This window comes from Bremerella cremea, assembly GCF_003335505.1.
GTDB classification, from domain to species: Bacteria; Planctomycetota; Planctomycetia; order Pirellulales; family Pirellulaceae; genus Bremerella; species Bremerella cremea_A.
In genome coordinates, this window is sequence record NZ_QPEX01000010.1 from 1,000,725 (window position 1) to 1,026,940 (window position 26,216).

At 53.9% G+C, this 26,216-nt stretch carries 21 protein-coding genes; 17 read left to right on the forward strand and 4 right to left on the reverse strand.

Annotation, left to right across the window (positions count from 1 at the left end):
* Nucleotides 1-108 precede the first annotated feature (108 nt).
* From DTL42_RS05060 to DTL42_RS05145, 16 genes are all read left to right on the forward strand, one after another.
* The gene (locus DTL42_RS05060; protein WP_114367576.1) at nt 109-3,093 is read left to right on the forward strand and encodes an FAD-binding and (Fe-S)-binding domain-containing protein; all 2,985 of its coding nucleotides are present in this window, start codon (nt 109-111) and stop codon (nt 3,091-3,093) included.
* Nucleotides 3,090-3,335, forward strand: a complete 246-nt coding sequence (locus DTL42_RS05065) for a MoaD/ThiS family protein (RefSeq protein ID WP_114367577.1) — start codon at nt 3,090-3,092, stop codon at nt 3,333-3,335. The genes DTL42_RS05060 and DTL42_RS05065 overlap by 4 nt, the downstream gene beginning before the upstream one ends.
* Before the next feature lie 27 nt (nt 3,336-3,362).
* Nucleotides 3,363-3,806, forward strand: a complete 444-nt coding sequence (locus tag DTL42_RS05070) for a molybdenum cofactor biosynthesis protein MoaE (protein ID WP_114367578.1) — start codon at nt 3,363-3,365, stop codon at nt 3,804-3,806.
* A 4-nt stretch (nt 3,807-3,810) separates the two neighbouring features.
* Nucleotides 3,811-4,818 carry a GTP 3',8-cyclase MoaA gene (moaA, locus tag DTL42_RS05075; protein WP_114367579.1) on the forward strand — a complete coding sequence of 336 codons (1,008 nt, stop codon included), beginning with the start codon at nt 3,811-3,813 and terminating at the stop codon, nt 4,816-4,818.
* A 28-nt stretch (nt 4,819-4,846) separates the two neighbouring features.
* Entirely contained in the window at nt 4,847-6,007 is a 1,161-nt protein-coding gene (locus DTL42_RS05080) for an aminotransferase class V-fold PLP-dependent enzyme (protein WP_114367580.1), read from the forward strand.
* 31 nt (nt 6,008-6,038) lie between these two features.
* A complete protein-coding gene (locus DTL42_RS05085) occupies nt 6,039-6,470 on the forward strand; it encodes a YkgJ family cysteine cluster protein (RefSeq protein WP_114367581.1) in 432 nt (143 codons plus the stop codon).
* A 337-nt stretch (nt 6,471-6,807) separates the two neighbouring features.
* The gene (locus tag DTL42_RS05090; RefSeq protein WP_114367582.1) at nt 6,808-7,251 is read left to right on the forward strand and encodes an HU family DNA-binding protein; all 444 of its coding nucleotides are present in this window, start codon (nt 6,808-6,810) and stop codon (nt 7,249-7,251) included.
* Between the two features lie 131 nt (nt 7,252-7,382).
* Nucleotides 7,383-7,601 carry a hypothetical protein gene (locus tag DTL42_RS05095; RefSeq protein WP_114367583.1) on the forward strand — a complete coding sequence of 73 codons (219 nt, stop codon included), beginning with the start codon at nt 7,383-7,385 and terminating at the stop codon, nt 7,599-7,601.
* A gap of 202 nt (nt 7,602-7,803) precedes the next feature.
* Nucleotides 7,804-8,241, forward strand: coding sequence for a hypothetical protein (locus DTL42_RS05100; protein ID WP_114367584.1), 438 nt, complete (start codon nt 7,804-7,806; stop codon nt 8,239-8,241).
* A complete protein-coding gene (locus tag DTL42_RS05105; RefSeq protein WP_147274167.1) occupies nt 8,201-8,713 on the forward strand; it encodes a hypothetical protein in 513 nt (170 codons plus the stop codon). Before DTL42_RS05100 ends, DTL42_RS05105 begins: the two co-directional genes overlap by 41 nt.
* Before the next feature lie 90 nt (nt 8,714-8,803).
* On the forward strand, nt 8,804-9,415 hold the full coding sequence (locus tag DTL42_RS05110) for an RHS repeat protein (RefSeq protein ID WP_114367586.1): 612 nt from the start codon (nt 8,804-8,806) through the stop codon (nt 9,413-9,415).
* A gap of 501 nt (nt 9,416-9,916) precedes the next feature.
* Nucleotides 9,917-11,056 (forward strand): ISAs1 family transposase, encoded by a 1,140-nt coding sequence (locus DTL42_RS05120; protein ID WP_114367588.1) that lies wholly within the window; start codon nt 9,917-9,919, stop codon nt 11,054-11,056.
* Nucleotides 11,057-12,347: 1,291 nt separating this feature from the next.
* Nucleotides 12,348-13,259: a dihydroorotate dehydrogenase gene (locus DTL42_RS05130; RefSeq protein ID WP_114367590.1), complete on the forward strand. Its 912-nt coding sequence runs from the start codon at nt 12,348-12,350 to the stop codon at nt 13,257-13,259.
* A gap of 102 nt (nt 13,260-13,361) precedes the next feature.
* Nucleotides 13,362-14,345, forward strand: coding sequence for a tryptophan--tRNA ligase (gene trpS, locus DTL42_RS05135; RefSeq protein ID WP_114367591.1), 984 nt, complete (start codon nt 13,362-13,364; stop codon nt 14,343-14,345).
* 13 nt (nt 14,346-14,358) lie between these two features.
* Nucleotides 14,359-14,769 (forward strand): holo-ACP synthase, encoded by a 411-nt coding sequence (gene acpS, locus DTL42_RS05140; RefSeq protein ID WP_114367592.1) that lies wholly within the window; start codon nt 14,359-14,361, stop codon nt 14,767-14,769.
* 117 nt (nt 14,770-14,886) lie between these two features.
* The gene (locus DTL42_RS05145) at nt 14,887-15,393 is read left to right on the forward strand and encodes a DinB family protein (RefSeq protein ID WP_114367593.1); all 507 of its coding nucleotides are present in this window, start codon (nt 14,887-14,889) and stop codon (nt 15,391-15,393) included.
* Between the two features lie 171 nt (nt 15,394-15,564).
* Here the strand turns inward: DTL42_RS05145 and DTL42_RS25955 are convergent, their stop codons facing one another.
* Entirely contained in the window at nt 15,565-16,914 is a 1,350-nt protein-coding gene (locus DTL42_RS25955) for a right-handed parallel beta-helix repeat-containing protein (protein ID WP_158545238.1), read from the reverse strand.
* Between the two features lie 275 nt (nt 16,915-17,189).
* Between DTL42_RS25955 and DTL42_RS05160 the strand changes: the two genes are divergently transcribed.
* Nucleotides 17,190-22,145: a PVC-type heme-binding CxxCH protein gene (locus DTL42_RS05160; protein WP_158545239.1), complete on the forward strand. Its 4,956-nt coding sequence runs from the start codon at nt 17,190-17,192 to the stop codon at nt 22,143-22,145.
* On the opposite strand, the gene DTL42_RS05165 is transcribed toward DTL42_RS05160, so the two are convergent.
* The 3 genes from DTL42_RS05165 to rpe are packed head-to-tail and all read right to left on the reverse strand — an operon-like array spanning nt 22,129 to nt 26,082.
* Nucleotides 22,129-23,232 carry an alcohol dehydrogenase catalytic domain-containing protein gene (locus DTL42_RS05165; protein WP_114367596.1) on the reverse strand — a complete coding sequence of 368 codons (1,104 nt, stop codon included), beginning with the start codon at nt 23,230-23,232 and terminating at the stop codon, nt 22,129-22,131. The two genes, DTL42_RS05160 and DTL42_RS05165, sit on opposite strands and share 17 nt — an antisense overlap.
* Nucleotides 23,233-23,289: 57 nt before the next feature.
* Entirely contained in the window at nt 23,290-24,366 is a 1,077-nt protein-coding gene (locus DTL42_RS05170) for a galactitol-1-phosphate 5-dehydrogenase (RefSeq protein WP_114367597.1), read from the reverse strand.
* A gap of 57 nt (nt 24,367-24,423) precedes the next feature.
* Nucleotides 24,424-26,082: a ribulose-phosphate 3-epimerase gene (gene rpe / locus DTL42_RS05175; RefSeq protein WP_147274169.1), complete on the reverse strand. Its 1,659-nt coding sequence runs from the start codon at nt 26,080-26,082 to the stop codon at nt 24,424-24,426.
* Nucleotides 26,083-26,216 lie beyond the last annotated feature (134 nt).

The following is a 26,216-nucleotide window of genomic DNA, read 5'->3' on the forward strand; positions in this document are numbered from 1 at the left end:
CACCCATCGTCTGTCGGCGTTGGCTGGGAAGCGTTGTCGTGACGTCGAATTGAACCAACGCTCCACGGTGGCCCGCTTTTGCCGAGTTACCACTGATCTCTGCAGCCAATGGATCTAGAACGCGAACGAATACGAGCCGATCTCCGTGGAATTGTGCGCGGCGAGATCCGTTGCGACGATACATTTCTCGAACTGTATTCGACCGACGCGAGCATCTTTCAAATTAAACCGCTGGCCGTTGTTCGCCCCAAACGGACGGCGGATGTCCTTGCCACGGTTCAGTATGCAGCTGAAAACCAAATTCCAGTCCACGCCCGTGGTGCCGGCACCGGCACTGCCGGAGAATCGCTGGGAAGAGGCATTGTCATTGATTTTGCCCATTCGATGCGGCGAATTCTAGAAACGGGCGACGACTGGGTACGTGTCCAACCAGGCGTTATTCTGGCCAACCTCAATCGTCACTTGGCGCAGCGCGGACGAATCTTCGGCCCCGATCCAGCCACCCGTAGCGTGACCACCATGGGCAGTGTCCTGGCCCTAGACGCTTCGGGAAGTCACTGGCTGCAACATGGTGCGGCCCACGATCATATTCTCGAACTCCAAGTGGTTTTGGCCAGTGGCGAATCGGTTACGTTGCTGCCCACAGATTTGGATCATGTTTCGCAGTTAGAGTCGCCAGAGCTCGTGCGGATCACTTCAGGCCTGGCAGAGTTACTGCAATCGCACGCCGACAAAATTCAAGGGCACCTTCCCCAAACGTTCAACCAGGGAAGCGGCTACCACTTGTCTGGCATCGTGCAAGAGAATCAGATCGATCTTTGCAAGATCATGGCCGGGTCGGAAGGAACCTTGGGCCTGATCACACAGGCCAAGCTTAAGACATCGCCTCGATCGCCAGCTCGCGGGTTGGTACTTCTGTTTTTTGAACGCATCGACAATGCCGCAAAGGCTGCCGTACAGCTTCGCCAATTTAATATCAGTGCCTGCGACTTGCTGGATCGCCGAATCTTATCGATCGCGCGCGAAACCGATCCACGCTACTCCAACCTCATTCCTGAGAACACCGAAGCCATGCTCTTGGTCGAGGTTTCCGGCAATTCTCAGGCCGAGGTTCATGACCGCTTAGAACAAATTGCCGATCGAATTCGACGTCGTCGCCGGATGGCGTTTCATTCGTTGATTACGACCAATCCCAGCGAAGTAGGTACCTACTGGGAACTGGCTCGGCGAATGACCCCGATCCTCTATCGCCTCAAAGGCAACACGCGTCCCCTGCCCTTCATTGAAGACATCGTCGTCCCGCCGGCACAAATGCCTGCGTTTCTGGCCAAGGTGCAAGATGTCATGAAGCGACATGAAACAATCGCTTCGATCTTTGCCCACGCGGCGCACGGCCATCTGCATGTGCGTCCCCTGCTCAACTTAGCCGACCCTAACGATTTGGCCAAACTGGAACGGATCGCCGACGAGATTTACGAAGAGTTGTTCCAGATCCATGGTTCCATCAGTGGCGAGAGTGGCGATGGAATTAGCCGAACGCCTTATTTACCGCGGCAGTACGGATCGCTGTACGATCTCTTCGGGCGGATCAAACATTTGTTCGATCCGCAAGGGATTCTTAACCCTGGCAAAAAGGTGCTCGCTTCGACGTTTTCGCCGATGGAACTCGTCCGGCGTGTCGAACTGCCTGCCAACACCCTATCGACCGAATCTCAAGTCGACACCAACGACGACGCTTCCCTGCCAGCCGGCAGCGAGATGGAACTGCCGATCTTGAATTGGACGATGGAAGAGATGGCTAACACGGCCCGAAGTTGCCATGGCTGCGGTCGCTGCCGCACTTATGGGGCCGACACGCGAATGTGTCCAGTCTTCCGTTTCGATTCGCGCGAGGAAGCTTCGCCCCGGGCGAAAGCGAATCTGCTGCGAAGCGTTCTTTCGGGTCAACTTTCGCCAGATCGTTTAGATACCTACGACACCAAAGAACTGCTCGACACGTGCTTTCATTGCCACCAATGTCGCCTCGACTGCCCGTCGAACGTTGATATTCCGAAGATGGCGTTAGAAATGAAAGCTCATAACGTCGATGCCAACGGGCTGACGCAAGATTCCTCTTTCCAGGCCAAGATTCATCGCTGGGCGTTGTGGGGCAATCGTTTTCCTCACGTAACGAATTGGGCTTTGGGCAACCGGGCGATGCGTTGGCTGTTGGAACGCCTGGTTGGCCTCGCCAAGCAGCGGAAGCTGCCCCACCTAGCCCATCGCAGCTTCATCAAACAAGCGGCTCGCCGGGGATTAACAACCGCAACCCGGCGTAGTGGCCGGAAGGTACTTTACTTCGTCGACATGTACGCCAACCTGTTCGACACCCAACTAGCCCAGGCGTTTGTCAACGTTTTGGATCATAACCGGATTGCGGTCTACGTTCATCCGAAGCAACAAACCAGCGGCATGCCGGCAATTGCCCAAGGAGCCGTAACGCTGGCAGCCAGGCTCGCCCATCGCAATGTGCAAGCGTTGGCCGAAGCGGTTCGGCAAGGTTACACGATCGTTGCGACCGAACCCTCTGCCGTGATGGCCCTGACGCGCGAGTACCCCAACTTGCTTAATTCGGACGATTCTCGAATTGTGGCCGAGAACACGCGCGAGGCCTGCGAGTTTCTGTGGGACCTGCATCACCATGGTGAATTGGAACTCGACTTGAAACCGCTGAATGCGGTCGTTGGCTTTCATGTTCCTTGCCATCTGCGTGCACTGCACGAAGTTTCGTACGGGCAAAGAATCTTGCAGTTAATCCCCGGGCTTTCGGTTCGCTCCATTGAGAAGGGCTGTTCGGGCATGGCAGGCACCTTTGGGCTTACGCGCAAGAACTTCCGTAGTAGTCTTCGCATCGGCTGGGAGTTAATCGTAGCCATGCGAAGCAAAAAAATTCAGATTGGCTCTACGGAATGCAGTGCCTGTAAAATGCAGATCGAGCAAGCCGGCAATAAAGCGGTCGTGCATCCCATCAAACTGCTGGCCAAATCGTACGGCGTCCTCGACCCTGACTCGGACCTCTTTGCTCCCATCGCTCACGACTTGTTTGTTTCATGAACGTTCGCGTCAAGCTGTTTGCCCTGACCCAAGACCTCGCAGGCACCTCAGAGGTTTCTCTCGAGCTTGCTCCACCGGTAACGATTGCCGCGATTCGCTTAGCCTTGGCGGAAGCGGCTCCCGCTTTAGGGCCGATCCTGCCTAGCTGCGCGTTCGCGGTCGATAACGAATACTCCACCAATGCTACCGAAGTCCGTGACCAAGCCGAAATTGCTTGCTTACCGCCAGTTAGTGGTGGTTAATACCAAAAGCGACGAAAGTCTGCGTAGATGATTGAACTTACGGAAGCCCCGATCGATGCCGAGCAAATCCGCCTAGCGGTCAGCTCACCGCAGTGTGGCGCCATCGTGCTATTTCTGGGAACAACGCGTCAATTCACCGACGCCAAGGAAACCCTTACGCTCACCTATACCGCTTATGCTCCGATGGCGCAAAGTCAAATGGAGAAGCTCGCCGCTCAGGCACAAGCCCGTTGGCCGGTTGAAAAGTGCGCAATTGTCCATCGCTTGGGGGAGGTTCCGATCGGAGAAGCCAGCGTTGCAGTAGCTGTTTCCAGCCCTCACCGCCGCGATGCCTTTGAAGCGGCAAGCTGGTTGATGGATCGCCTGAAAGAGCTAGTTCCTGTCTGGAAAAAAGAACATTGGGCCCAAGGTGGGACTGATTGGGTCCATCCAGGCTTATTCCCTTCTCAGGACGATAATGGAGTACAATAGCGGTATGTCTTCCGATATTCAGAATCCGCTTGTCGACTCCTTCGGGCGTGCCCACACCAGCCTGCGCGTCAGTGTCACTGATCGCTGCAACATACGCTGTTTTTACTGCATGCCGCTAGAAAACATTCGTTTCAAAGCACGTGCTGAACTGTTGACCTTCGAGGAAATCGCCCGCGTTGTTCGTGTCGCTGCCTTACACGGGGTGCGCAAACTTCGCCTTACGGGAGGCGAACCGCTGGTCCGTTCTAACCTACCAGAATTGATTCGCCTGCTGCGTGAAATCGGTGGCATCGAAGAAGTCGCGCTCACCACCAACGGGATCTTACTGGCCGAACAAGCCGAGGCCCTGAAGCAAGCTGGCCTCAGCCGTGTGAATATCAGCCTCGATTCGCTGAACGAAGAGATCTTTCAGCAGATCACGCGGCGCGCTGGGGTCGAGCGTGTTTTGGCTGGTATTGCGGCTGCTCAAAAGGTTGGTTTTGCTGAAATCCGTCTCAATACGGTTGCAATTCGGCATTTAACCGAGGGAGAAATTGTCCCGCTGGCCAACTTTGCACGTGAAAATGACCTCCATTTGCGTTTTATTGAATTCATGCCGCTCGATGCCGACAAGGCCTGGCATACCGATCAGGTCCTTTCCGGGCGTCAGTTGCGAGAGATCATCTCGCGCGACGTGGCTCCGCTCGTGGAAATCGACCGCCTCGACAAAAGCCAACCAGCAACCGATTATGCGTATGCCGATGGCAAACAACGCGTTGGCTTTATTAACAGCGTAACAGAGCCCTTTTGTGGCTCGTGCAATCGGCTACGGATGACAGCAGAGGGGCAACTACGTAATTGTTTGTTCGGTACCACCGAGTGGGACGCCAGACAGATTTTACGAAGCGGTGGAAGTGATCACGAACTGGCCAAACTATTAAGCGATTGCGTGAGGGCCAAGAAGGCCTCGCATGGAATGGACTCCCCCGAGTTCGTTCCGCCAGAACGTGCCATGTATCAAATCGGGGGTTAAGCAACCTTAGGAAGTGAGCGTCAGGTAAGTGGCAAGGGAAAGAATCTACTTAGATAACGCGGCAACCAGCTGGCCCAAACCGCCTAGCGTGGTCGAGGCCGTTCAGCATCACCTGACCCAACTAGGGGCCTGCGCAGGCAGAAGCGGGTATCGCGAGGCGAATGAAGTTGAACGTCTGATCGGAGACGCCCGCAAGCAAATCGCCTACTTGTTTGGGACGCATACCCTCGAAAATGTCATCTTCGGCTACAACGGCACCGACATGCTAAACCTAGCATTGCACGGCCTGCTTCGCCGGGGGGATCATGTGATCACCACCACGGTAGAGCACAATTCGATCTTGCGCCCGCTTTCTTTCCTGAAGAAAACGCTAGAGATTGAAGTCACTTATGTTGCTCCTGGCGAAGATGGTCGAGTTGATCCGGCAGCGATCGGGGAAGCGATTCGTCCTGATACGCGTCTAATCGCGATCACCCACGTCTCGAACGTCACCGGCGCGATTCAGCCAATCGAGGCCATTTATCAAATTGCCAAAGATCGTGGCGTACGCATGCTGGTCGATGCCGCCCAGTCCGCAGGCCACTTAGACATCAACCTGACAGAAACACCCATCGACTTCGTCGCTTTTCCAGGGCACAAAGGGCTGCTTGGTCCACTGGGCACTGGGGTCTTGATCGTTCAATCCGAGGTCGTTCCCGAGCTGCAATCTCGTCGCCAAGGCGGCACCGGTACCAAAAGTGAAATAGACGAGCAGCCTGACGAGCTTCCCACAAAGTACGAAAGTGGAAATGCCAACGTGCCCGGCTTGCTGGGCCTACGAGCTGGTGTCGAATATATTCGCGAACAGACCGTTACCGCTTTGCATCGCCAAACCATGCAGTGCACGGCCCAACTTCTCGAAGGGATGCAGAGCCTCCCCAAGATTCGCATCTTTGGCCCCGAGAACCTAGAACACCGCGTTGGGGTGGTAAGCATTCAGGTCGAAGCCTTCGACCCGCACGAACTGGCAACCGCACTCGATTCCGCCTTCGGCGTTCAATGCCGGGCTGGCCTGCACTGTGCCCCGCTGACGCATCAGCACTTGGGGACGATCGGTTCCGGCGGTACGCTTAGGTTTAGCCTAGGCATCTTCAACACGCCGCCACAAATCGAACGCACGCTAGACGCTCTGCGAACGATCTTGAAGTAAGCATTCACCGTCTCTACGAGATTTCAAGAACATGTCGAATTCTTCCCCTAATAAAGGTCCTTGGTACCAGGACGGACTTCAATTTGAATGCTCGCAGTGCGGCGACTGCTGCACCGGCGGGCCTGGCTACGTGTGGGTAAACGATGCCGAAATCGAAGCTTTGGCCCAAGAGACCGGAATGACCGTCCCGCAATTCGAGTCGGTTTACGTTCGCCAAGTTGGCATGCGAAAGAGTTTGAAAGAATACTCAACCGGAGACTGCGTTTTTCTCGATACCGAAAAAAGGGGTTGTACGGTCTATCCGGCACGTCCTCGCCAATGCAAAACCTGGCCTTTCTGGGACTCGAATATTCGTACCCCGGAAGACTGGCAATCGACCTGCGATTTCTGCCCTGGCAGCGGCCAAGGGCGGCTGTATACGCTGGAGGAAATCCAAGAGCGTGCTAGCGAAATCCGAATTTAACGATTTTTCAGGTCAAAATACCCGGTTTCGATTGAAGGTTTACCGATTATTCCGTCGATACCGATTACACGGAGAACGGTATGCTTAGACCGCCCAGGGTGAAATTCACCCCGATCGATCTAAAACTGGCCTTTCAGACCTTTGTTCTTTGAAAATTGGATAGTTCGGAGAAGCCTGAAAACTAGCGTCAGGTGAGGATGCTGGCATCGCGTTAAATAAACGTGGCGTCAGAATCGTCTTGACTCTAGTACTTGTGGCTCCTACACTTGGAGCAATTGCCGAGAGTTGCTTGAAAAACTTACGGCGTTTCATTCATTCCATGTGTGGGAGTCGACTCGTGACCAAAAAAGAGATTGTGAAGACGATTTCTGAAGAGATCGGGCTCACACAACTCAAGACGAAAGAGATCGTCCAGAAGACGTTCGATGCCATCGTCACCACCCTTGTGGAGGAAGGACGCATCGAGCTACGCAACTTCGGCGTTTTCGAGGTCAAGAAGCGAGCCGCTCGCAAGGCACGAAACCCGCGAACGGGTGCCAAGGTAGACGTCGATGAAAAATTCGTCGTCACGTTCAAGCCCGGCAAAGAAATGGAAGAACGCGTTCGCCAGCTAGAGGAAAAGGCCCGCCAAGGCCGCCTCGAGTCAGAGCAGCAAAGCTCTGGCGAATCATCCCCTTCCCCCTATGGTTCTCCCTCGCAACCACCTAGCGAAACACCAAGCTACGGTTCGCCCTATTCGAGCCAGCCCAATCCGCCCAACCCAGGCGATTACGGCTCGTAAAGCAAATCACCGCTTTCGGTTGCCACTTACGCAGGTCTCTCCGAACTCTCCAAATTTCAAGACCACGGTCGACGGAACATTAACGCAGACGGTCAGGATGGCCGCTTCATAAGTTTCACGGAGGAAATGAGATGCGTAACTTCATCATTGCGACGCTGCTAGGGATCGCACTTATCGGCAACACCGGTTGCTTCCTGCCGATTTACTCGGCTGACCCGACCACTCGTACGACCGAATTGATCTATACCTCGGAAAACATGCGACACGTGTTAGAGGAATGGCAACGCATCTGGTTCCTCGACCAGCCTAGCCACCTGACACCTTACCGCACCCACGGCGGCATCCTCTAAGGACGCTCTCCGTTTAAAGAACCGTGAAACGAGACACCATCAGGCTGCGTTTGCGCAGTCGGATGGTGTCTTTTTGTATGCGCGGTGGGGCCTTGGATAATTTAAGCCCCAGCATTTTATTAGACCATCGGTTACTAACCCGATGTACTCATCGGTCGAATGCTTATCCCCTCCCGATTACGGCAGCGGAACTCCCTGATCGATGACAGCGACTATTCAAGTTCGGGTAACGCCTTGGGGCCGATGGTTCCATGAGCTAATCCAGCAACCGAAGCTGGAGCAGTACGACATTGCCGAGATGAATCTTCGCTGTGCGGTTGATCTACCTGGCATGAAAAATGAACTGGTAAAGCTGGGGATCGACAAAATCAATGAGTGGACAGACCGGGTTGAAAACTTCACCAAGACGGCCCAGAAGAGGCTTCGAGGTAAGCGGCGACATTTTACGGAAGCTCAATTCTGTGTCGTGGCCATGATCGAATGTTTACAGCGGCACATTGGAATCAAGTTCAACTTTGGCTTCATGAAGGGGGAGTACGACGCCAGCGATTCCCGCAACCTCTTCATTCACGGCGTTCTCACCGGTTTTGGAGGTACGTGTGCCTCTCTTGCCCATGGTTTACACTGCCATTGGTCGTAGGCTTCGTTACCCCATTTCTTTGGCAACCACCAATCAACACGTCTTCTGCCGTTGGGATGGTGACGAGTCGTTTTGCTTTGAGCCTGCCAGTCAAGGCTTCAATGCTCCAACGGAAGATTACTATCGGAAATGGCCCTTCCCGATTACTCCGAAACAGGAACAAGACTACGGACATATCCGGCCACAAACCCAGCAAGAAGAATTCGCCATGCTTGCTGGACAGCGAGCGAATTGTCTGATGGATAACTTTCAATTCGAGTCAGCGGTAGAAGCGTTAGCTTGCGCCAAGCAGCTTGCTCCCAGCAATGCGATTTATCACAACAGCTACAAGCGGGGGTTTTACACAGCCCAGCTATGGAACGAGCTACAAAAGTTCCGTCAACTCAGTAAGAAGATGCCATTTCAATCCGCCATCGGTTTGGCAGCCCTTGAACTGCGTGGCGATGCCATCGAAACTTTCGTCCAAATGTGATCAAGAACGTCAACCGCATTCTTAACAACTACGAAGCCAGTCAACTGGCAACCCATTAGGAAGCCGCTATAACTTCAGGAGTTATTTGAAATGTACGATCCAACCATTGGTCAGTGGCTTAGCGAAGATCCAATTGAGTTTGACGCAGAGGACACGAACCTACGGCGTTACGTGGGGAACAGTCCGACGAATTTCATTGATCCAAGTGGGCTGGAAAAATACATAGAGGAAACCAATAAGGATAAATCCACAACCATCACAGTAAAAGAAAACTGGACAATTATCCTGCTCTACGGGCATGGTGCGTCTACAAAGCCTCATACCTTTAATTTCCGTGATTCACAACAAGCAGGTGGATTCATTGGATGCGATGCTGGTGCAACCAATAAAAAAGTTCCGGAGCACTGGCAGATCGAAGGGCTGATGATGGTAGAAAAGAGACATATTCACACTGGTGCCGGCAACCCATCAGGCGGCCCCACCCACACTCGAAAGTACTGGATAGATGAAGCAGTGAAAGGAGCAATAAAGAAAGCAAAAGAGTGGCTAAAGACTTATCCAGATCGATGCAAAAAAGTTGAGATTATATTTGTGCTTGCGGGAGGATGGGATCCGACTCAGCCAGATTATGGCACAATCACTGTAACTAACGATGGGGTTACAGCAACAAGCGACAACATAATACTCCCAGACGACGAGTAGAGAATAGAAATTGTGATTAACTTCTACAAGGCAATGATTGCCATTATTGTCATTTCAAGCTCTGCGACGTGCTACGGTTTTATCTATACCGCTGGACTGTTCGAATTCGAGCACCATCAGCCGTACATTGAGAATTCGGATAACGCTTTGCCACAGATCTCCGAATGTTTTCGGTTTAGTTATGGTTATTCTTGGGTGATCATTCCTCTTGCAGCAATTTCCAGTTCGATTTTGTGGATATCACGTAATGACGAGGTTGTACGATATGGATCGTTGGCATACATGGCATTCTTTTTTGCCCTCATGCTAGTCATGTGCTTGTGGTGTGCTTTAGCAATTTACCTTGCCAATCAGTCATTTGTGTTTGAACTGATATAGCAGGTGCCGCCATCAGGGCGATTGCGCCATGATGGGTAATCTGCGACAATTCGGCAAGTGCATCTTAGGCGTTTTGCGATGTTTGTTTCGCGGCCTGGGTTAGCTTTGCAGGGAGGTTATCGCATGTCTGCTTCGTCGTCTTCGTCCGCCGCTTCGATTCAACAGCACTTCGCCGATTTGACGGATCCGCGCGTACGTAAGGTTACTTATCCGTTGGTCAACATTGTGACGATGTCGCTGTGTGCGGTGCTTGGCGGGGCGGATGATTTTGTGGCGATCGCCGATTGGGCCGAAGACAAGAAGGAGTGGCTCGCGCAGTTTCTCGACATGAGCACTGGCGTCCCATCGCACGATCGTTTCAATGCAATTCTTGGCGCGCTCAAGCCAGCCGAATTCGAGAAGTGTTTGTTGAGTTGGATCACCGCGCTGCAGGATGTGACCGACGGGCAGATCATCGCGATCGACGGCAAGACGCTGCGGCGGAGTTTCGATGCGGCCAGCAGCAAGGCGGCCATTCACATGGTCAGTGCCTGGGCGACGGCCAACCACGTGAGCCTTGGTCAGGTCGCGACTGAAGCGAAGAGTAATGAGATCACAGCGATCCCCAAACTGCTGGAAATCATCGAGGTTTCAGGCTGTTTGGTAACGATCGACGCGATGGGTTGTCAGAAGGAAATCGCTGCGAAGATCGTTGACGGCGGCGGTGATTATTGCCTGGCGATTAAGGGGAATCAACGTTACTTGCACCAGGCAATCCGCGATCACTTCGTCGCCGCGATGGATGTTGACTTCAAGAAGATGAAAGTGCACCGTCACGAAACGCACGAGAAAGGGCATGGCCGTGAAGAGTCGCGATACTATTACCTCTGCCCGATCGATGCCGAAGAGTTCCCGCACGCCTCGAACTGGTCAGGCCTGAAGGCAATCGGCATGACGGTTAACTTGGTGAAACGAAACGGCAAGGAGACGAGCGACGTTCGTTACTATATCGTCAGCAAATACCTCAGCGGCAAACGTTTCGCCGAAGCGGTTCGCGGGCACTGGAGCATCGAGAATTCACTGCACTGGCAACTCGACGTAACGTTCGGTGAAGACCAAAGCCGGATTAGGAAAGGACACGCCGACATCAACTTCAGCCTGTTAAGGCGGACAAGTCTGAGATTGCTAAAGAACAACAAAACGGCCAAGGTCGGCGTGAAGAACAAACGACTAAAAGCAGGGCGAAACGACAAGTACCTGCTGGAAGTGCTGCTGGGGAAGTGATTTATGGTGCGATCGCCGTGGATGAATGACAATGGATACACAAACACCCCACATACAGCTATAGACAATGTTGTTGTCGGCGATGTCACGGATCAAATCAATGACATCTTGAACCCTCCTCCGCGAAAAAGACGGAGGTGATAAGTGAAGCCCATATGGCAGATTTCACTCGCCCACTTGATTCTTCTGGTCTGCTGTGTGTGTCTGTACCTCGGATTTAGATCGTCCATCTTAAAACTCATGCCTATTTCGGGTATCGCGTTTACCTTCGCAATGACTGCTACTTTTTTCATCCTAGAAAGATGCAAGGATTGGCCAAATAGGCCCATAGGTTGGGGCGAAGCGATTCGTTGTATTTCACCAGCCTGGTTTAGTGTAAGCCTGATAGGCGTTGATTTTGCGGAGTCACTAAGGCAAGAGCAGGGATATTGGGACTGGGCAAATGATTGGGGCATCTTCGTCGCTTGGACAGGGATTCAGCTAGTTCTAGCAATTTTCACTTATTTATCAGGTCGAGTATCTTTCGCTCTATATCGATTCGTCAGGCAAAAATCCAACGACTTATGAAGTTATGAAAAAGATGCGTCCCTTTTCGTAACTCTCGCGCGATTTGGTCCATTACGGCACGAAGTGTCCTATGTGGAGAAATTGAACCTTATCGCCATCGTATTATTGATGACTTTTTCAGAAGTTATTGACGCGTTAGTCAGTTTCGCCACCAGCGCCAAAAGGGCTGCCGATTATGCCGGGTGTACCCCTGGTATCGGATGGCCGATTTGACCCTCCCCACCCCTACGACCAGCACAACCGGCCCCCTCCCCGGAACCGTGGCACCGGCTGCCGAGTGATCGGGGCTCGTCGTGGGTTGGGTTCTCAGTTTGTGGTGGTTCTCGTGGCTGGGTTCGCTGACGAGCTTGGGAAACGATTACCCTGAGTGAGCCTAGCGAACAGCAATCAGACGGCATCGTTTTATTGGACGAACAGCCAAATGAATATATAAGACTCTCTCCATAAAACCCTACCTCGTTGCGAGATCGCTCTTTCGCCGATACGATTGGCTTACCGTTTTTGCGGCTTAACAGCCTGTTGAATTTCTCAGATCGGCTACGTTATTGAGATTGGACCGATTGCGGCGTTGTGAATTCCTCGACATATCTAGTGGATATGCCTGCGGATTCACGCCTTGCACTCGCTCCAATCTCAATAACTCGCTCACGAAGCAGAAAATCAACAGACTGTTAACGGCCGGGTAGAGCCTGTTTATTTGACTTCTTCAACGATCGCATCTGGCATGTCTGTTGAACTTGCTGTCCAGCTTGGGCGGCTTTCCCTTCCTAATCCTGTCTTGGTTGCTTCCGGTACTTTTGGTTACGCCAAGGAAATGGCCGGCATTGTCGATCTGGCAAAGCTTGGTGGCATCCTGCCTAAGACCATCACCAGCAGCCCCCGCCCAGGCAACAAGCCGTGGCGAACGGTCGAAACCACAGGGGGGATGCTCAATAGCATTGGGCTCGACAACGACGGTATCGACTACTTTCTGCAGAACCACCTGCCTTATCTGGGGTCGCTGGGTTCGCCCCTGGTGGTCAGCATTGCTGGCAAAACCCGCGAAGACTTCGTCGCCATGGCTTCCGCCCTGGGCGAGCATGCCCAAGTGGCGGCGATTGAATTGAATATTTCCTGCCCTAACGTCAGTGGTGGAATCGACTTCGGTACCGATCCGGCAACGTGCGAGAAGCTGGTTGCCGAAGTTCGCGCGGCCTGCCCGCATCCGATTATTGCCAAGCTAACCCCCAACGTGACCAGCATCGCCGCGATCGCCAAAGCCGCCGAAGCTGGCGGCGCCGACGCCGTTTCGGCCATCAACACGGTCCAAGGGATGGCGATCGATTGGCGGCGGAAGAAACCGATGCTGGGGAACGTGATCGGAGGGCTTTCAGGGCCTGCCATCAAGCCGGTGGCCCTACGATGTGTCTTCCAGATCGCCAAAGCAACGAGTATTCCCATCATCGGTATTGGCGGGATTAGTAGCCTGGACGATGTGATGGAATTCCTGATCGCCGGGGCTACGGCAATTCAAATCGGCACGGCCAACTACTTCGATCCCACCCTTTCCAACCGGGTGATCAAAGAGCTTCCGGCGGCGTTGGAAAGTATCGGGGCGGCCAGCGTCACAGATGTGGTCGGAACGCTTCATACGTAAACGCTGGCTGAGAGCGTCTACCCGGGGTGACACGTTCGCCTGCCGTCCGTCATAATAACACGCTGGTTCTGACTTCTTTGGTCCCCGTATTCCCATAAATCCATGCGTGTCCTTTCCGGAATCCAGCCAACCGGGCGTCCCCACTGGGGCAACTACTTTGGTGCCATTCAGCAATATATCGAGCTGCAAGGGAACGAGCAGTCGTTCTACTTTATTGCTAATTTGCACGCCTTAACGACGGTTCGCGACCGCGAAAAGCTGGAAACGGCGACCATTGACATGGCGCTCGACTTGTTAGCGCTCGGGCTCGATCCCGACCAGGCAACGCTCTTCGTCCAGTCGGACGTGCCAGAAATCAGCGAGCTGTGCTGGATTTTGATGACCGGCACCCCCATGGGATTGCTCGAACGCTGTGTCAGCTACAAAGACAAAAAAGACAAAGGGCTAAGAGCGGATGCTGGGCTGTTCACTTACCCGGTTCTACAGGCGGCAGACATCTTAGGGTACGATTCCGACGTCGTCCCGGTGGGCCAAGACCAAGTCCAGCACATCGAAGTGACCCGCGACATTGCTCAAAGCTTCAATCACCAATATGGCGAAGTCTTTGTGCTGCCCAAACCTAAGGTGCTCGACGCCTCGGCCAAAGTCCCCGGGACCGATGGCGAGAAGATGTCGAAGAGCTACGGCAACATCATCGAACTGTTCGAGCCACCCAAGCAGGCCCGCAAGAAGATCATGCGAATTGTCACCGATTCGCGTCCGATGGAAGATTCCAAAGATCCTGAAATCGATCACTTGTACCAGCTTTACTCGCTGTTTGCTGCTCCTGCCGACTTGGAAGAGATGGCCGCGCTTTACCGCAAAGGGGGCTTTGGTTACGGTCACGTGAAGAAAGCCTTAGCCGATGCGGCGGAAGCTTATTTCGCGGAAGCCCACCAGCGCAGGGCGGAACTGGTGGCTCACCCAGAAAAGGTCAAACAGATTCTCGGTGACGGTGCCCAGGTTGCCCGTAAAAAAGCCCGTGAAGTCCTGACGCGGGCCCAAGAGGCATCTGGTATTTCCGCCTGGCACGCACGATTGAAGTAGGATAAAGCAACGCATGGATATCATCGGAATAGGTACCGACATCATCGAATGCCTGCGTATTGCCCAAATGATCGAGCGGCATGGCGAGATGTTCATCAATCGAGTGTACACGCAGCACGAGATTGAATATTGCAGCGAACGCAAAGCGGCGACGCAGCACTATGCTGGCCGCTGGGCTGCCAAAGAAGCCGTGCTCAAAGCGATCGGAACCGGCTGGATCAAAGGCATTACCTGGCGTGATGTGGAAGTTGCCAACCAATTTGGTGGCAAGCCAATCATTCACCTCTCTGGCGGAGCGCTCGACTCGGCCAAACGCCGTGGAATCACGGAAGTGCAAATCAGTATCTCGCACTGCCGCACTCACGCCGTTGCATACGCAATTGCTCTAGGAAACGCCAAGCCACTGGCTAACCCACGCCCTTAAAAAAAGATTTATCCAAACCGGCTTGCGAAACACTGAACGCATGTATACATTACAGGCGTTCTCGGGGCAGCTGTATGTTTGATGAATACTCACTTTTTGAATTAGGGATGATTGACTATGAGCCTGCGTGAAAAGATCTTTGCTGATTTCGAACATGAGATGGCCAACACTCGTAAATGTTTAGAGCGGATTCCTAACGATAAGTGGGACTGGAAGATTCACGAGAAGTCGAACACGATCGGCTGGTTAGCTGGCCATTTGGCCGAGATTCCGAGCTGGACCGTTTCCGCACTGAAGCATGATAGCTTTGATATTTGCCCGCCTGACGCTCCGCCGGTTCAACCAACCCGCCCACCCACGATTGAAGAAACGCTCGAAATCTTTGACAAGAACCTGGCCGATGCCCGTGAGGCGATGGCCACTTTTCAAGATGAAGACCTGGACAAGCCTTGGTCGTTTCTGAACTCCGGTCAGGTATTGTTCACGATGCCCAAAATGGCAGTGGTCCGTACCTGGGTGATCAACCATACGATCCATCACCGGGGGATCCTAACGGTTTACTTCCGTGTGAATGATATCCCTGTGCCAGCTCTCTACGGTCCGTCAGGCGACGAAGATTCGTAGGCAGCCAACTGCTTACATTCGTTTCTGGAAACGCATCATACTTCTCGTTTCCACCACGTGAACCGACTCGTATTAGCTGCAAACAACGAGGCGCTGTTTGACGCCTCGTTTAGCATCCCGCGAGTGCCCTGAGGATCACTCCCTCATCGCTGCCAGAAAATGCCGACTTAGTTAGGGGACGATCGCGTCCCCCTGGCCACCCACCACCTTCACGGCTTGCCATTGGTCGGTGGCACTCTTTTGATTCGATAGCAAGTTATTGCTGACTAGGCAATCTTCCACCTCATTTAGCAAGATCCCCGCCTTGTCGCAGTCGAGTACCGTGCAGCCAGAAACATGAAAGCGGCGACACTGGTCGAGTACGATACCAGCTTCGCCACGCAATACCCGATGAACATGCAATCCGTTGACCGTGCCGTCGTCGCAATTGCGAAACAGCACTCGGTTGTCACAGGTTTCGTCGTCTTTGTACGGAGCATTTCGCCCCATCACATTCGCGCCGACAACTACGTTCGAGCTATCCTCGACACGCAAATTGTACTTGTAGCCGCTGGAAATCGTGTTGCCGACAACCACCACGTCGCGTGCTTTCTGAATGTCGATATTCGTTTCGACGTCACTAAGAATGTTATTGGCTATCGTCACTAGCCCCCAGCACCGCTCCCCTTCTAGGTCGGCACCAATGTAACGCACGTTGGCTGAATCAGGTCCGCCTGAGTGTTGCAAGGTACAGCCGGTAATCGCGACTTCTGCCGTCCCATACTTCGTTCCACCGCTATCGATCAAAACGTTCTGGACATTCGCTTCGATATCGCAGCCGCTTATTTGGATGTTGCGGGTGTTCCCCTGGTAAGAGACGACGCCTCCTCCCTGGTTATAACTGATGTGGCTGCCGGTGATGTTGATTTGATGCAGGTTCACATCATCTAAGAAGACACCGATGCCGTGGTTCTCATAAAAGTGGCAGCCAACAATCACCACGTTTCGGTTTCTCTCGGTCAGATGCACCGCATGACGTACCTGGCGAATGACCACTCGCGAGATCGTTAATTGCATCGTCTTCACGGCTTCAATTCCGTCGGCAGCCTCATGCCCACCGACAATTTCAATCCCTTCCACCAACGGCATGCGTTGCTTCTGCCAGACGTTGTCTTTCACGGTCTTGGGATCGGCACTTCCCTCGTGCGTTCCCACAAACTTAATTGCCGGTCCGGCTCCTTCCATCACAATTCGGGGCGTTCCATCACCGATAAAGGAAGTCACGCCCACCTTTTCCAGATCAACCACCAGCGGTTTGCTAATCCGGTAGGTTCCGCGTGGCAAGTGAATGCTGCCAATCCCGGAATCAATCATTCTTTGCAGCGGGATCGTCATATCGCCTTTGCCATCCCGGCTGACTCCAAACGTCTCGATTGTAGTGTCGAGTCGATAGTTGAGTGCCGGATCTTGCCACGCCAGTTCGGCAGCAAAAGCCCATCCCATAGCGACGCCGATTAACAAAATTCCGAGCAACCATTTCATCCGGTGTAGCCCTAAACGAGATCGGTGAGCTTTGGTCGAAAACATCGGCAGGACTCTCAAACGAAAGGTGCAATTTTTGCAAAAGAAAGAACGCCCCTCAAATGCGGGCTTTCTGACCATAACGCGGGCAAAACACTCCGTCAACATATCACGAGGCATCACATTCTTGATGCTGCTCTTAGAGAATGTTTGCCTTCTTCGTCGAGTCATGGCATATTGTGATTCGCGAACCCTATTCGCAGTCCCACCTTTTTTCGTCCCGCCGGAGTCCTACGATGCCGCAGGCACGTCTTGTTGTTCTTGCCCTGATATGTGCGTTCGCTTTGGCCACTCCCCTGCAAGCGGAACTAAAAGTCGGTGCCGCTGCAGTGGATGTCACGCCAGAGCGTTTTCCCGTATTGATCAACGGTGGCTTCTTTTCACGCACAGGCGAACCGAAAGACATTTACGCCCGGGCGATTGTGCTGGACGATGGCGAACAACGCATTGCCATCGTGGTGACCGATAGCTGTATGCTGCCGAAGGATCTGATCGATAGCGCCAAGCAACTCGCCGCCCAGCGATCGCAGATCAAGCCCGACCACATGCTGATTTCGGCCACTCACACCCACACGGCACCTTCTTCTATGGGAGCCTTAGGGACGCCACCCGACGAAACCTACGTTCCTTATCTGCGGATCAAACTAGCCGAAGCTATACTAGCCGCCGAAAAGAACTTGGCCCCAGCCAAGGTTGGTTGGGGGTCTGTCGACGCCAATCAATTTACCGCTTTACGACGTTGGATCTTGCGCCCCGACCAAATGCAGATCGATCCGTTCGGCGAAAAGACGGTGCGGGCCAGTATGCACACGGCCAAAAACAATTTGGCGAACGTCACCGGGGAATCAGGGCCAGAAGATCCAGAACTCGCCGTGATCTCCTTTCAAACGCTAGAAGACAAGCCGATCGCCGTCTTGGCGAACTTCTCGATGCACTATTTTGGCGGCGGAGGAGCGGCGGACTACTTTGGTGCTTACTGTCAAAAACTGGAACAAGAGCTTGCTCCACAACCGCAAGACAAACAAGCTCCTTTCGTCGCCGTCATGTCGCACGGCTGCAGCGGCGATATCTGGCGTGTCGATTATCGCAACGGCACCAATCAAACGTTCGATGGTTTCGTGGACGGCATGATTGCCAAAACCAAACAGGCCCTCGAAGGGATCGACTATCAGAGCGATGTCCCGTTGAACATGGCCGAAACGCGAATGCGGCTTGACTATCGCGTTCCCGACGCCTCACGCCTGGCAAAGTCCAAGCAAATCGTCGATGCGATGGGCGACCGTCTTCCCCAAACCCGCGAAGAAGTTTACGCCCTAGAGCAGTTGATTCTGCACGAACGCCAATCAACCGAAATCGTGCTGCAAGCTCTCAAGATCGGCTCAATCGCCATCGCGACAACCCCTAACGAAACTTACGCATTGACTGGCTTGAAGCTAAAGGCCCGTAGCCCGCTAGAACAAACGATGGTCATTGAACTGGCCAACGGAGGCGACGGATATATCCCTCCCCCGGAACAACATTTCCTCGGCGGCTACAACACCTGGGCGGCCCGTTCGGCTGGCTTAGAAACCACAGCGGAACCAAAGATTGTTGAAGCCAGCGTCAAGCTTTTGGAACAAGCCGTCGGACAGCCGCAACGCCCTGCCCTGCCCCCGGCCAGCTTAATGGCCACCAAGATCAAGGGCATGCAGCCGGTCCGCTATTTTCCGCTTGATGACATGCAAGGGACTCAAGTCTACGAAGCAACCAACCATGAAAACAATGCTCGGTTTGAAGATGGCATTGTCTTCTACCTGGAAGGGGCAACCGGACCTGCACTAGCCACCGAGAACCAGCTTAACCGAGCTGCCCACTTCGCAGGCGGGCGAATTGTAGCGGACGTTCCTGAACTTGCTGGCGACTTCACGATCAGTCTTTGGGGCTGGAACGGAATCGATCTGAAAGCTCGCCCGGTTGCCGGTTGGCTGGCATCGCATCATGGTATTCACCTAGGCTTGGCTGGCGACGGAGAGCACGCCGGCCAACTGATGCTGCAAATTGGCGACGACGAAGCCTCACGCCAGTTCGGCAAGACCGCCTTCAAGCGTTGGGCCTGGGATCAAATTGCCCTCGTTCGCGCAGGGAAAACGGTTCGTGTGCTGCTCAACGGCGAAACAGAAATCGAAACCGAAGCTGCGTTGCCTGAATCGGACAGCATCGTTTATCTCGGCGGGCAGTCCAGTAATCAAAACAACTGGGAAGGCCGCTTGGACGAGGTCGCTATGTTCAATCGCGCGTTGTCGGCTAGTGAATTGCAAAGCCTGGCCGACGACGGGACGCAAACGGATGCGACAGCCGCTACTCCCGTAAGCGCCGACGAGCAGACCAAAGGAGGCCGACACTGGGTCGCGGAGAAGACTCCCGCCCCCCGTACCCCTCAGGAAGAACTAGCCTCGTTTCAAATCGAACCTGGCTATCGTATCGAATTAGTCGCCGCTGAACCGTTGGTTCAAGACCCCGTTGCGATTGCGTTTGATGCCGACGGTAGGATGTTTGTGGCGGAGTATAGCGACTACCCGACCGGCCCGGCAAACAGCAGCGACGCACCTTTGTCGCGGATTGTCTGGCTGGAAGATGTCGATGGCGACGGTGTGATGGACAAACGGCACCTCTTCGCCGACAAGCTGAATTTCTGCCACAGCTTGATACCCCACGCAGGAGGAATTTTAGCTTGTGCGCAGTCCGAGTTGATTCTGCTAAAAGATACCACCAACGATGGCCAGGCCGACGTCCGCGAAGTGCTGTTCAGTGGCTTTCAGCCTGCCCATCCCCAGATGCAAGTTGGTTGCCCTCGGTGGGGTTTGGATAACCGCATTTACCTCAACTACGGCGTGGGCAACATCATGGGACCAGGCCAAACTGCAGCCACCAAAATTCCCGGGCAAGAGTTTTGGTTCGATCCTTTGACGTACGAGTTCGGCGCTGCGAGTGGCACGGGCCAATATGGCAACACGATCACTGCTTGGGGAGACCGCTTGTTTGCCACCAATCGCAACCCCATCATTGCTACCACGATGACCAACGAGGAAGCCACACGCAACAAATTTTTTGCGGTGCGTGGTATCCAGTACGATGTCGCTCCGTCCGGTGGCAACTCGAAAGTCTTCCCGTTGGTAGCGATGAAAAGTAACTGGCTTTCACACGCGGGGACACACACTTCCGCTTGCGGCACCACCGCGTATGTCGGCGACGGACTCGGGCCGAAGATGGTCGATAGTGTTTTTGCCTGTGAACCGATTGGCCACCTGGTTACCCGGGCGGTGGTTTCGCGCGACGGTGCCCGTTTGCATTCGCAGCGTGCCCGCGAAGATGCTGATTTCCTAGCGGCGACCGACACATGGTTTCGCCCAGCCAGCTTGGCCAATGGTCCTGATGGCATGCTCTACTTGGCCGACATGTATCGACTATGGGTCGAGCATCCCAAGTTCCTACCGCCAGAAATCGCTGCCCAGTTAGATTGGCGGGCTGGCGAAGACCGAGGACGGATTTGGCGAATCGTGCCGGAAGACTTGAAAAAGCAGCCCTCTTATCATGCTCCAAAAAGCACGGAAGATCTTGTGGCGATGCTGGCAAACAACAACGGTTGGCAGCGCCGCACGGCCCAACAATTGTTGGTCGAAGGGAAGCGAACCGAGGCCGCTCCGGCGTTGAAACACCTAGCCACGACGAGCCAGTCCGAGTTCGGACGTTTGCACGCGTTATGGACGCTCGAAGGGTTGAAACAGCTAGATGCCGATACCATTCAAGCCTTGCTGGAAGATCCATCTTCCGCAGTTCGCGCGGCGGCGGTTCGCTTGGCCTCGCGGCATTGGCAAGCCGCACCTCAACTTCTGCAGACGGCGTTCAAACGAACGCAAGACAAAGATCCTTGGGTCCGTTACCAGTTAGCTTTAGCCCTGGGCACCACCGATGCTCCGAACCGCATACCAGCCCTGGCATTCTTGGCTTCCCACGACGGAGGCAACCCCGATTTTGCCGATGCCATTCTTACCGCCACCGAAACGTGCTCAGGGGCGGTGCTATGGAATACATCCAATGCTCCCCCAACAGCCGATGCCATCTTACGCCGATTAGCGAAAGTGGTTGGAGCCCGGAGAGATCCAGAAGAGTTGGCTCGTACGGTAAGTGCCATTTCGGAACATCCCAACCCACACCGCAAGCTCGTTATCATGTCTGGCTTGGCCGAAGGACTAAATGGCAAGTCGAAGATCGATCATTTATTCGCCACGTCTGAGAAACAACGTCAAGCGTTCTTTCAGCAGTTAGCAGCAATCGCCGCAGACAACCAAAGCAATGCCGAGGACCGCCGTGATGCGATTTTCTTGATGATGAAATGCTCGCAAAGCGATGCTCGCCTGATGACGAAGCTCTGCTTACCGCAAGAGCCCCCCCTGGTTCAGCAAGCCGCGATTACCGCGTTAGCTGCCGAGCCAAGCGAACAACGGGGACGCGTTCTGCTGAACTTGTGGAAAGAAATGGCACCAGCCGCCCGAGAAACGACCCTTACCTTACTGCTGCGTCAGCCGGTAGGAATCGAGCTCGTGCTTAACAAGGTTCGCGCCGGGGAAATTACCCCGAATCAGATTAGCTTGGACCAGCAAGCTTGGATCCGGAAACACCCCAATCCAGCGATCCGCAAGCAAGCAGAAGACTTGCTCGGGCAAGCGGCTTCTACCGATCGGGCGGCCGTGCTGGCCCAATATGAACCAGCTACGCATACCATCGGCAGCCCCTTAGCTGGCCGTGCCGTATTCCTTAGGCAATGTGCCAAGTGCCATGCTCCCACCGAGCCTGGCGGACCAACCGTGGGGCCAGACTTGTCGGACTCGCAAAACCGCCCTCGTGAAGCGATCTTGTTCGACATCCTCGATCCAAGCGGCAAAGTGGAACCGAAATATGCCGCAAGCCAAATCCTGACCGCCAGCGGGCAAACCTACGGTGGGGTCGTCACCACGGAAACTTCGCAAGCCGTGGTGCTGCAAACAGCCGATGGCAAGACGCTGGAAATTCCACGCTCCGAGATCGAACTTTTCCAAACGAGCGATCAATCACTAATGCCCAGTGGTCTGGAAAAGGAAATCTCGCTCGACCAAATGGCAGACTTGCTAGAGTTCCTCAAGTCGCCGCTACCGAAAACTAATCCCAGTGAATGATCACCTTCAAGCTATCCGAGTCGGCGGCTCGGTCAATCGCTGCTTTAATTTCGTTCTGTCCGAAACGCTCGGTTTCGTTTGTCATTAAATCAATCTTTGGCAGGCGCCCTTCGGCCAGAAACTGGTGAGCCAGGCGAATGCCACGCATGCTAGAGCCGTGCGTGGCCTGATAACACTGCAGCCGATAGTGAATATCGTTATTGAGATCGACTTCGTGAGCCAAACGTGGCTTGCCGCTGGCTCCTTTCACCCCGGCATGGGCATCCATCACCGTACCGTAGCCCATTAACTTAGGTGCCAATTCATACGCCGCCGCGACGGGTGCGTTGACCATCACAAAATGTGGTTCATTAAATGGATGACATTCCTGAAAGACGTTCTCCACCACGTTTTCATCCCAGCGAACACCCACCACATTGGGTCCGCCAAAATCGCGGAGCACACGTTCGAGACGTTCTTGGCCTCGATTAATCACGATAATCTTCCGCGCCCCCATGGCTTGGGCACATTGCAGGGCGTAGGTGCTTTGCGAACCGGCGCCGATCAGGACAACAATCCGGTTTTCGATGCAATGATTTACCCGTGTCATTCCTTCCAAGCAACAAGCCAGCGGTTCCAACTGGCAAGCGTGCGAGGGGTTAAACCCTTGGGGAAACTTCACAATCGGGCCATACTTTACGAACCAAGCCGGTAAGATCGCGTGCGAACGGGCAAAGCCATCGAACTCGTGACCGGTGGCCCAGGTATTAGGGCAACTCGTCCAATCACCAGTGCCGTGTTCGCCACAGTAAATGCACGCTTCATCGCCACAAGGGATGTCGCACCCTAGTCCCACCAGGTCGCCAGGCGCGAACTGGGTGACACCTTCGCCCACTTCGTCCACCACACAAGCTGCTTCGTGCAAAAGAATCGCAGGCCATTTTTTAATCCGGGGCAGACCTTGCTTATAGATTACCACGTCCGATTGGCAAACCGACGTAGTGACCGTCTTCAAACGAATCTCGCCTGGGCCCGGTTGGGCCAGTTCGGCTTCGCTGAGGGTGAATTGGCCGCCAGGTTGATCAAGGTATTGAATCTGCGATTTCATAGTAACTCAAGTTTTCGAGATGGGCGTGACAGGGGAGAGGCAAACGCAACAAGCAACTTACTTCGCTTCCGGATGAATCAGAACCTTGGTAAAAAACTCGGACTGAGCGTGCATCATTTCGAGCGCGGCAATCCCTTCCACCAACGGAACACGGTGGGTAATCAACGGCTTGAGGTTTAAGATGCCGCTGGACATTGCCGCCAAAACCGTCCGCCAATCATCGTCGTCGCTATAGACGCTGAAGTCGGAATTCCACACGCCTAAAAGATCGATTTCGCGTCGCATTGCTTGCGAGATTAGCGGAGCTGGCAACGTAACATCGGCGGACGGATTGCCGAGCAAGACGACGCGGCCAGCACGTCTTGCGACTTGCAATGCGGCCAGCATAGTGGGAGGGACGCCAGCTGCTTCAATCGCGACATGCACACCGTGTCCATGTGTCAGTTCGTTTACCACATCACTCACTTGGACAGCGCGGCTATCGTAGGCGTGCTCGAAACCAAGCTGGCGTGCGATCTCAAGCTTTTCTGGCTGAATATCAAACAGCAAGATCGGCCCGGCACCGGAAGCTTTTAACCACTGGGCAACCATTAAGCCAATCGGACCAAGGCCGAACACGGCAACCGAATCCCCCAACCGCACCTTCGCCCGACGAACAGCATGCAGAGCAACCGCGGCTGGCTCGGTCATTGCGGCTTCTTCTAACGAGACATTCTCTGGCACACGAATTAGATTTCGCTCTGGGGCAACCACATACTCGCTAAATGCCCCATCGCTACGAGAGCCAAGATAGTCGTAGCCGTCGGACTGAGCATATTTGCCTTGTTCGCATGCCGCATGATCTTCACGCCACAACAAAGGAAACACAGCCACCCGGTCTCCTGGCTGAAACTGTTGTGCGTCTTCGCCACACGCTTCCACCGTTCCCGCAAATTCGTGTCCGCAGATCGTAGGAAAGGAGTACGTTCCTTTACTAAAACAGCGTGGAATATCGGAACCACACACGCCGCAAAAACCGATCCTCACACGAACCTTGCCAGGCTCAACCGGAGGGACAGGCACCTTCTCGTACCGCAAATCGCCCACGCCATGCAGAACGATCGCTTCCATTTGGGATTCTATTGGTTGACTCATGTTCGGCGAATACCTTCGCTAAATTGCAGGGAATTTTGGGCACTAAGCAGACATCAACTAAGACTTGCCACAAGCTGCCAAACCTTCAGCAATCGCAGCCAACATGCGGCTTTTATTGTCAGTCAGCGAAGCCGAGCGATGAAACAAACTGCTGGTCCCGGCGACCAAATTCGTTGCGCCTGCGGCGACCATGCCAGGGATGTTCTCGAAGCTGACGTTTCCATCGACTTGGATTGGCAAATCAAAACCGCGAAATGCCAGCAGATCGCGACAATCAGCAATCTTACGCAGCGAAGCCGGCGTCATCGCTTGACCGGCGTAACCAGGGTTCACTGTCATGACTAGAACGTAGTCGATTCGTTCTAGCACATAATCGATTGCGGCCAGGGAAGTGCCAGGATTGATGGCAACACCAGCTTTCATCCCGAGCTCCCGAATACGAGCCAACGTGCGATCAAGATGCTTCGATGATTCAAGGTGAACAGAAACCTGACTTACGCCCATTTTGGCAAGCTGTTCGACAAAGAAGTCGTTGTCCGCCACCATCAAATGAACATCCAACGGCAAGTCAGTCGCTTTGTGCAGGGCCTCGACAATCCCTAGTCCCATCGGCATGTTCGGTACAAAATGCCCATCCATGATATCCAGGTGCAACATGTCGACACCGACTCGTTCGACCTGACGTAGCGCCGCCTCGAAGTTGAGTGGATCGACACACATCATTGAAGGAGAAATTTCAATCGGCTTAGCGGTGACAGCCGCCGCCGGGGCCGCGAGATGTGGCGTTTCTCTCTCTTGTCCGAGGAACATTGCTTTCAAGTGTCGTAGGGAACTCCGCAACATTTCTTCCAAATGATGGTCGCTGTAATCGCGTCCTAGCTTCGGGCCACCGATCTCAAGGTAACCGGTGATCTCGTTGACCGGCAATTTGTCAGCGTTGGCCATCAATAGTTCGCGAAATTGCGCTACATCGACGATTCCCTTGGCTCGTTCTTCGGGCCTGAAACCAAACGTCGAGTTAAACCGGGCATCGGTATTCTTCAAATGAAATTCGTAGAGCCAAGGATAGGTGGCCTCGAATAGTTCGACATGATTGAAGCCCACTTCCTCTTGTTGGTTGATGTAGCCGTGGGCGATATCGGCGCAAAAACCAATTGGAACCGTGGAATCAGAGTGTTGATGATGATAATCCATCAATGTCTGCCCCATTGCGGCAACCTCTTCCGGCAGTGTCGGCGGTTCGGCCAGGCACGACATCGGCTCTATGGTCAGCCAAGACAAACCTTTCTCTTTCGCATAGTGCATCAGCTCGCGCATGTGTTTCAGATAGCACTCTATTCCCTGCGACTTCGTTCCCATGCGATCGCGCAGGATGGCCCCAGGGTTCGATCCAATTGAGTCGGCACCCAAGAGCGAGCCGATTTCAATATAGCGTTCAAAATTTCGCCGCGCGACTTGCTCGAAGCCGACCTCTTCGCGAAAGAAACCACCCAGTTCGCGATGGGCCGTAAACATGCTGGCGATCTGGATTCCGTGATTCTCCGCTTGCTGTCGCAACTGCACGAAGAACTCGTCCGGCAACTGGTACATCTCGAACCAGGTTCCAATTTGGACCAAACGCACCTCTTCTTCGGCCAGCAAACGAAAGAGCCAAGGAAAGGAATAGCGGTACTCAATTGGGTCGGTTTTGACGCCAAGCTGGAGCGTAAGAGACATAGCAGGGGAAAACCATTGCCGAGGAAAGAGATAGGAGCCTGCGAAGCCGCAGTCGATACCTTCATCGTATGGCCCGATCAGAATCACTCAATACCAGTCATTTTCAATCTTAAGCTTACTTGGCTATTTTTTAT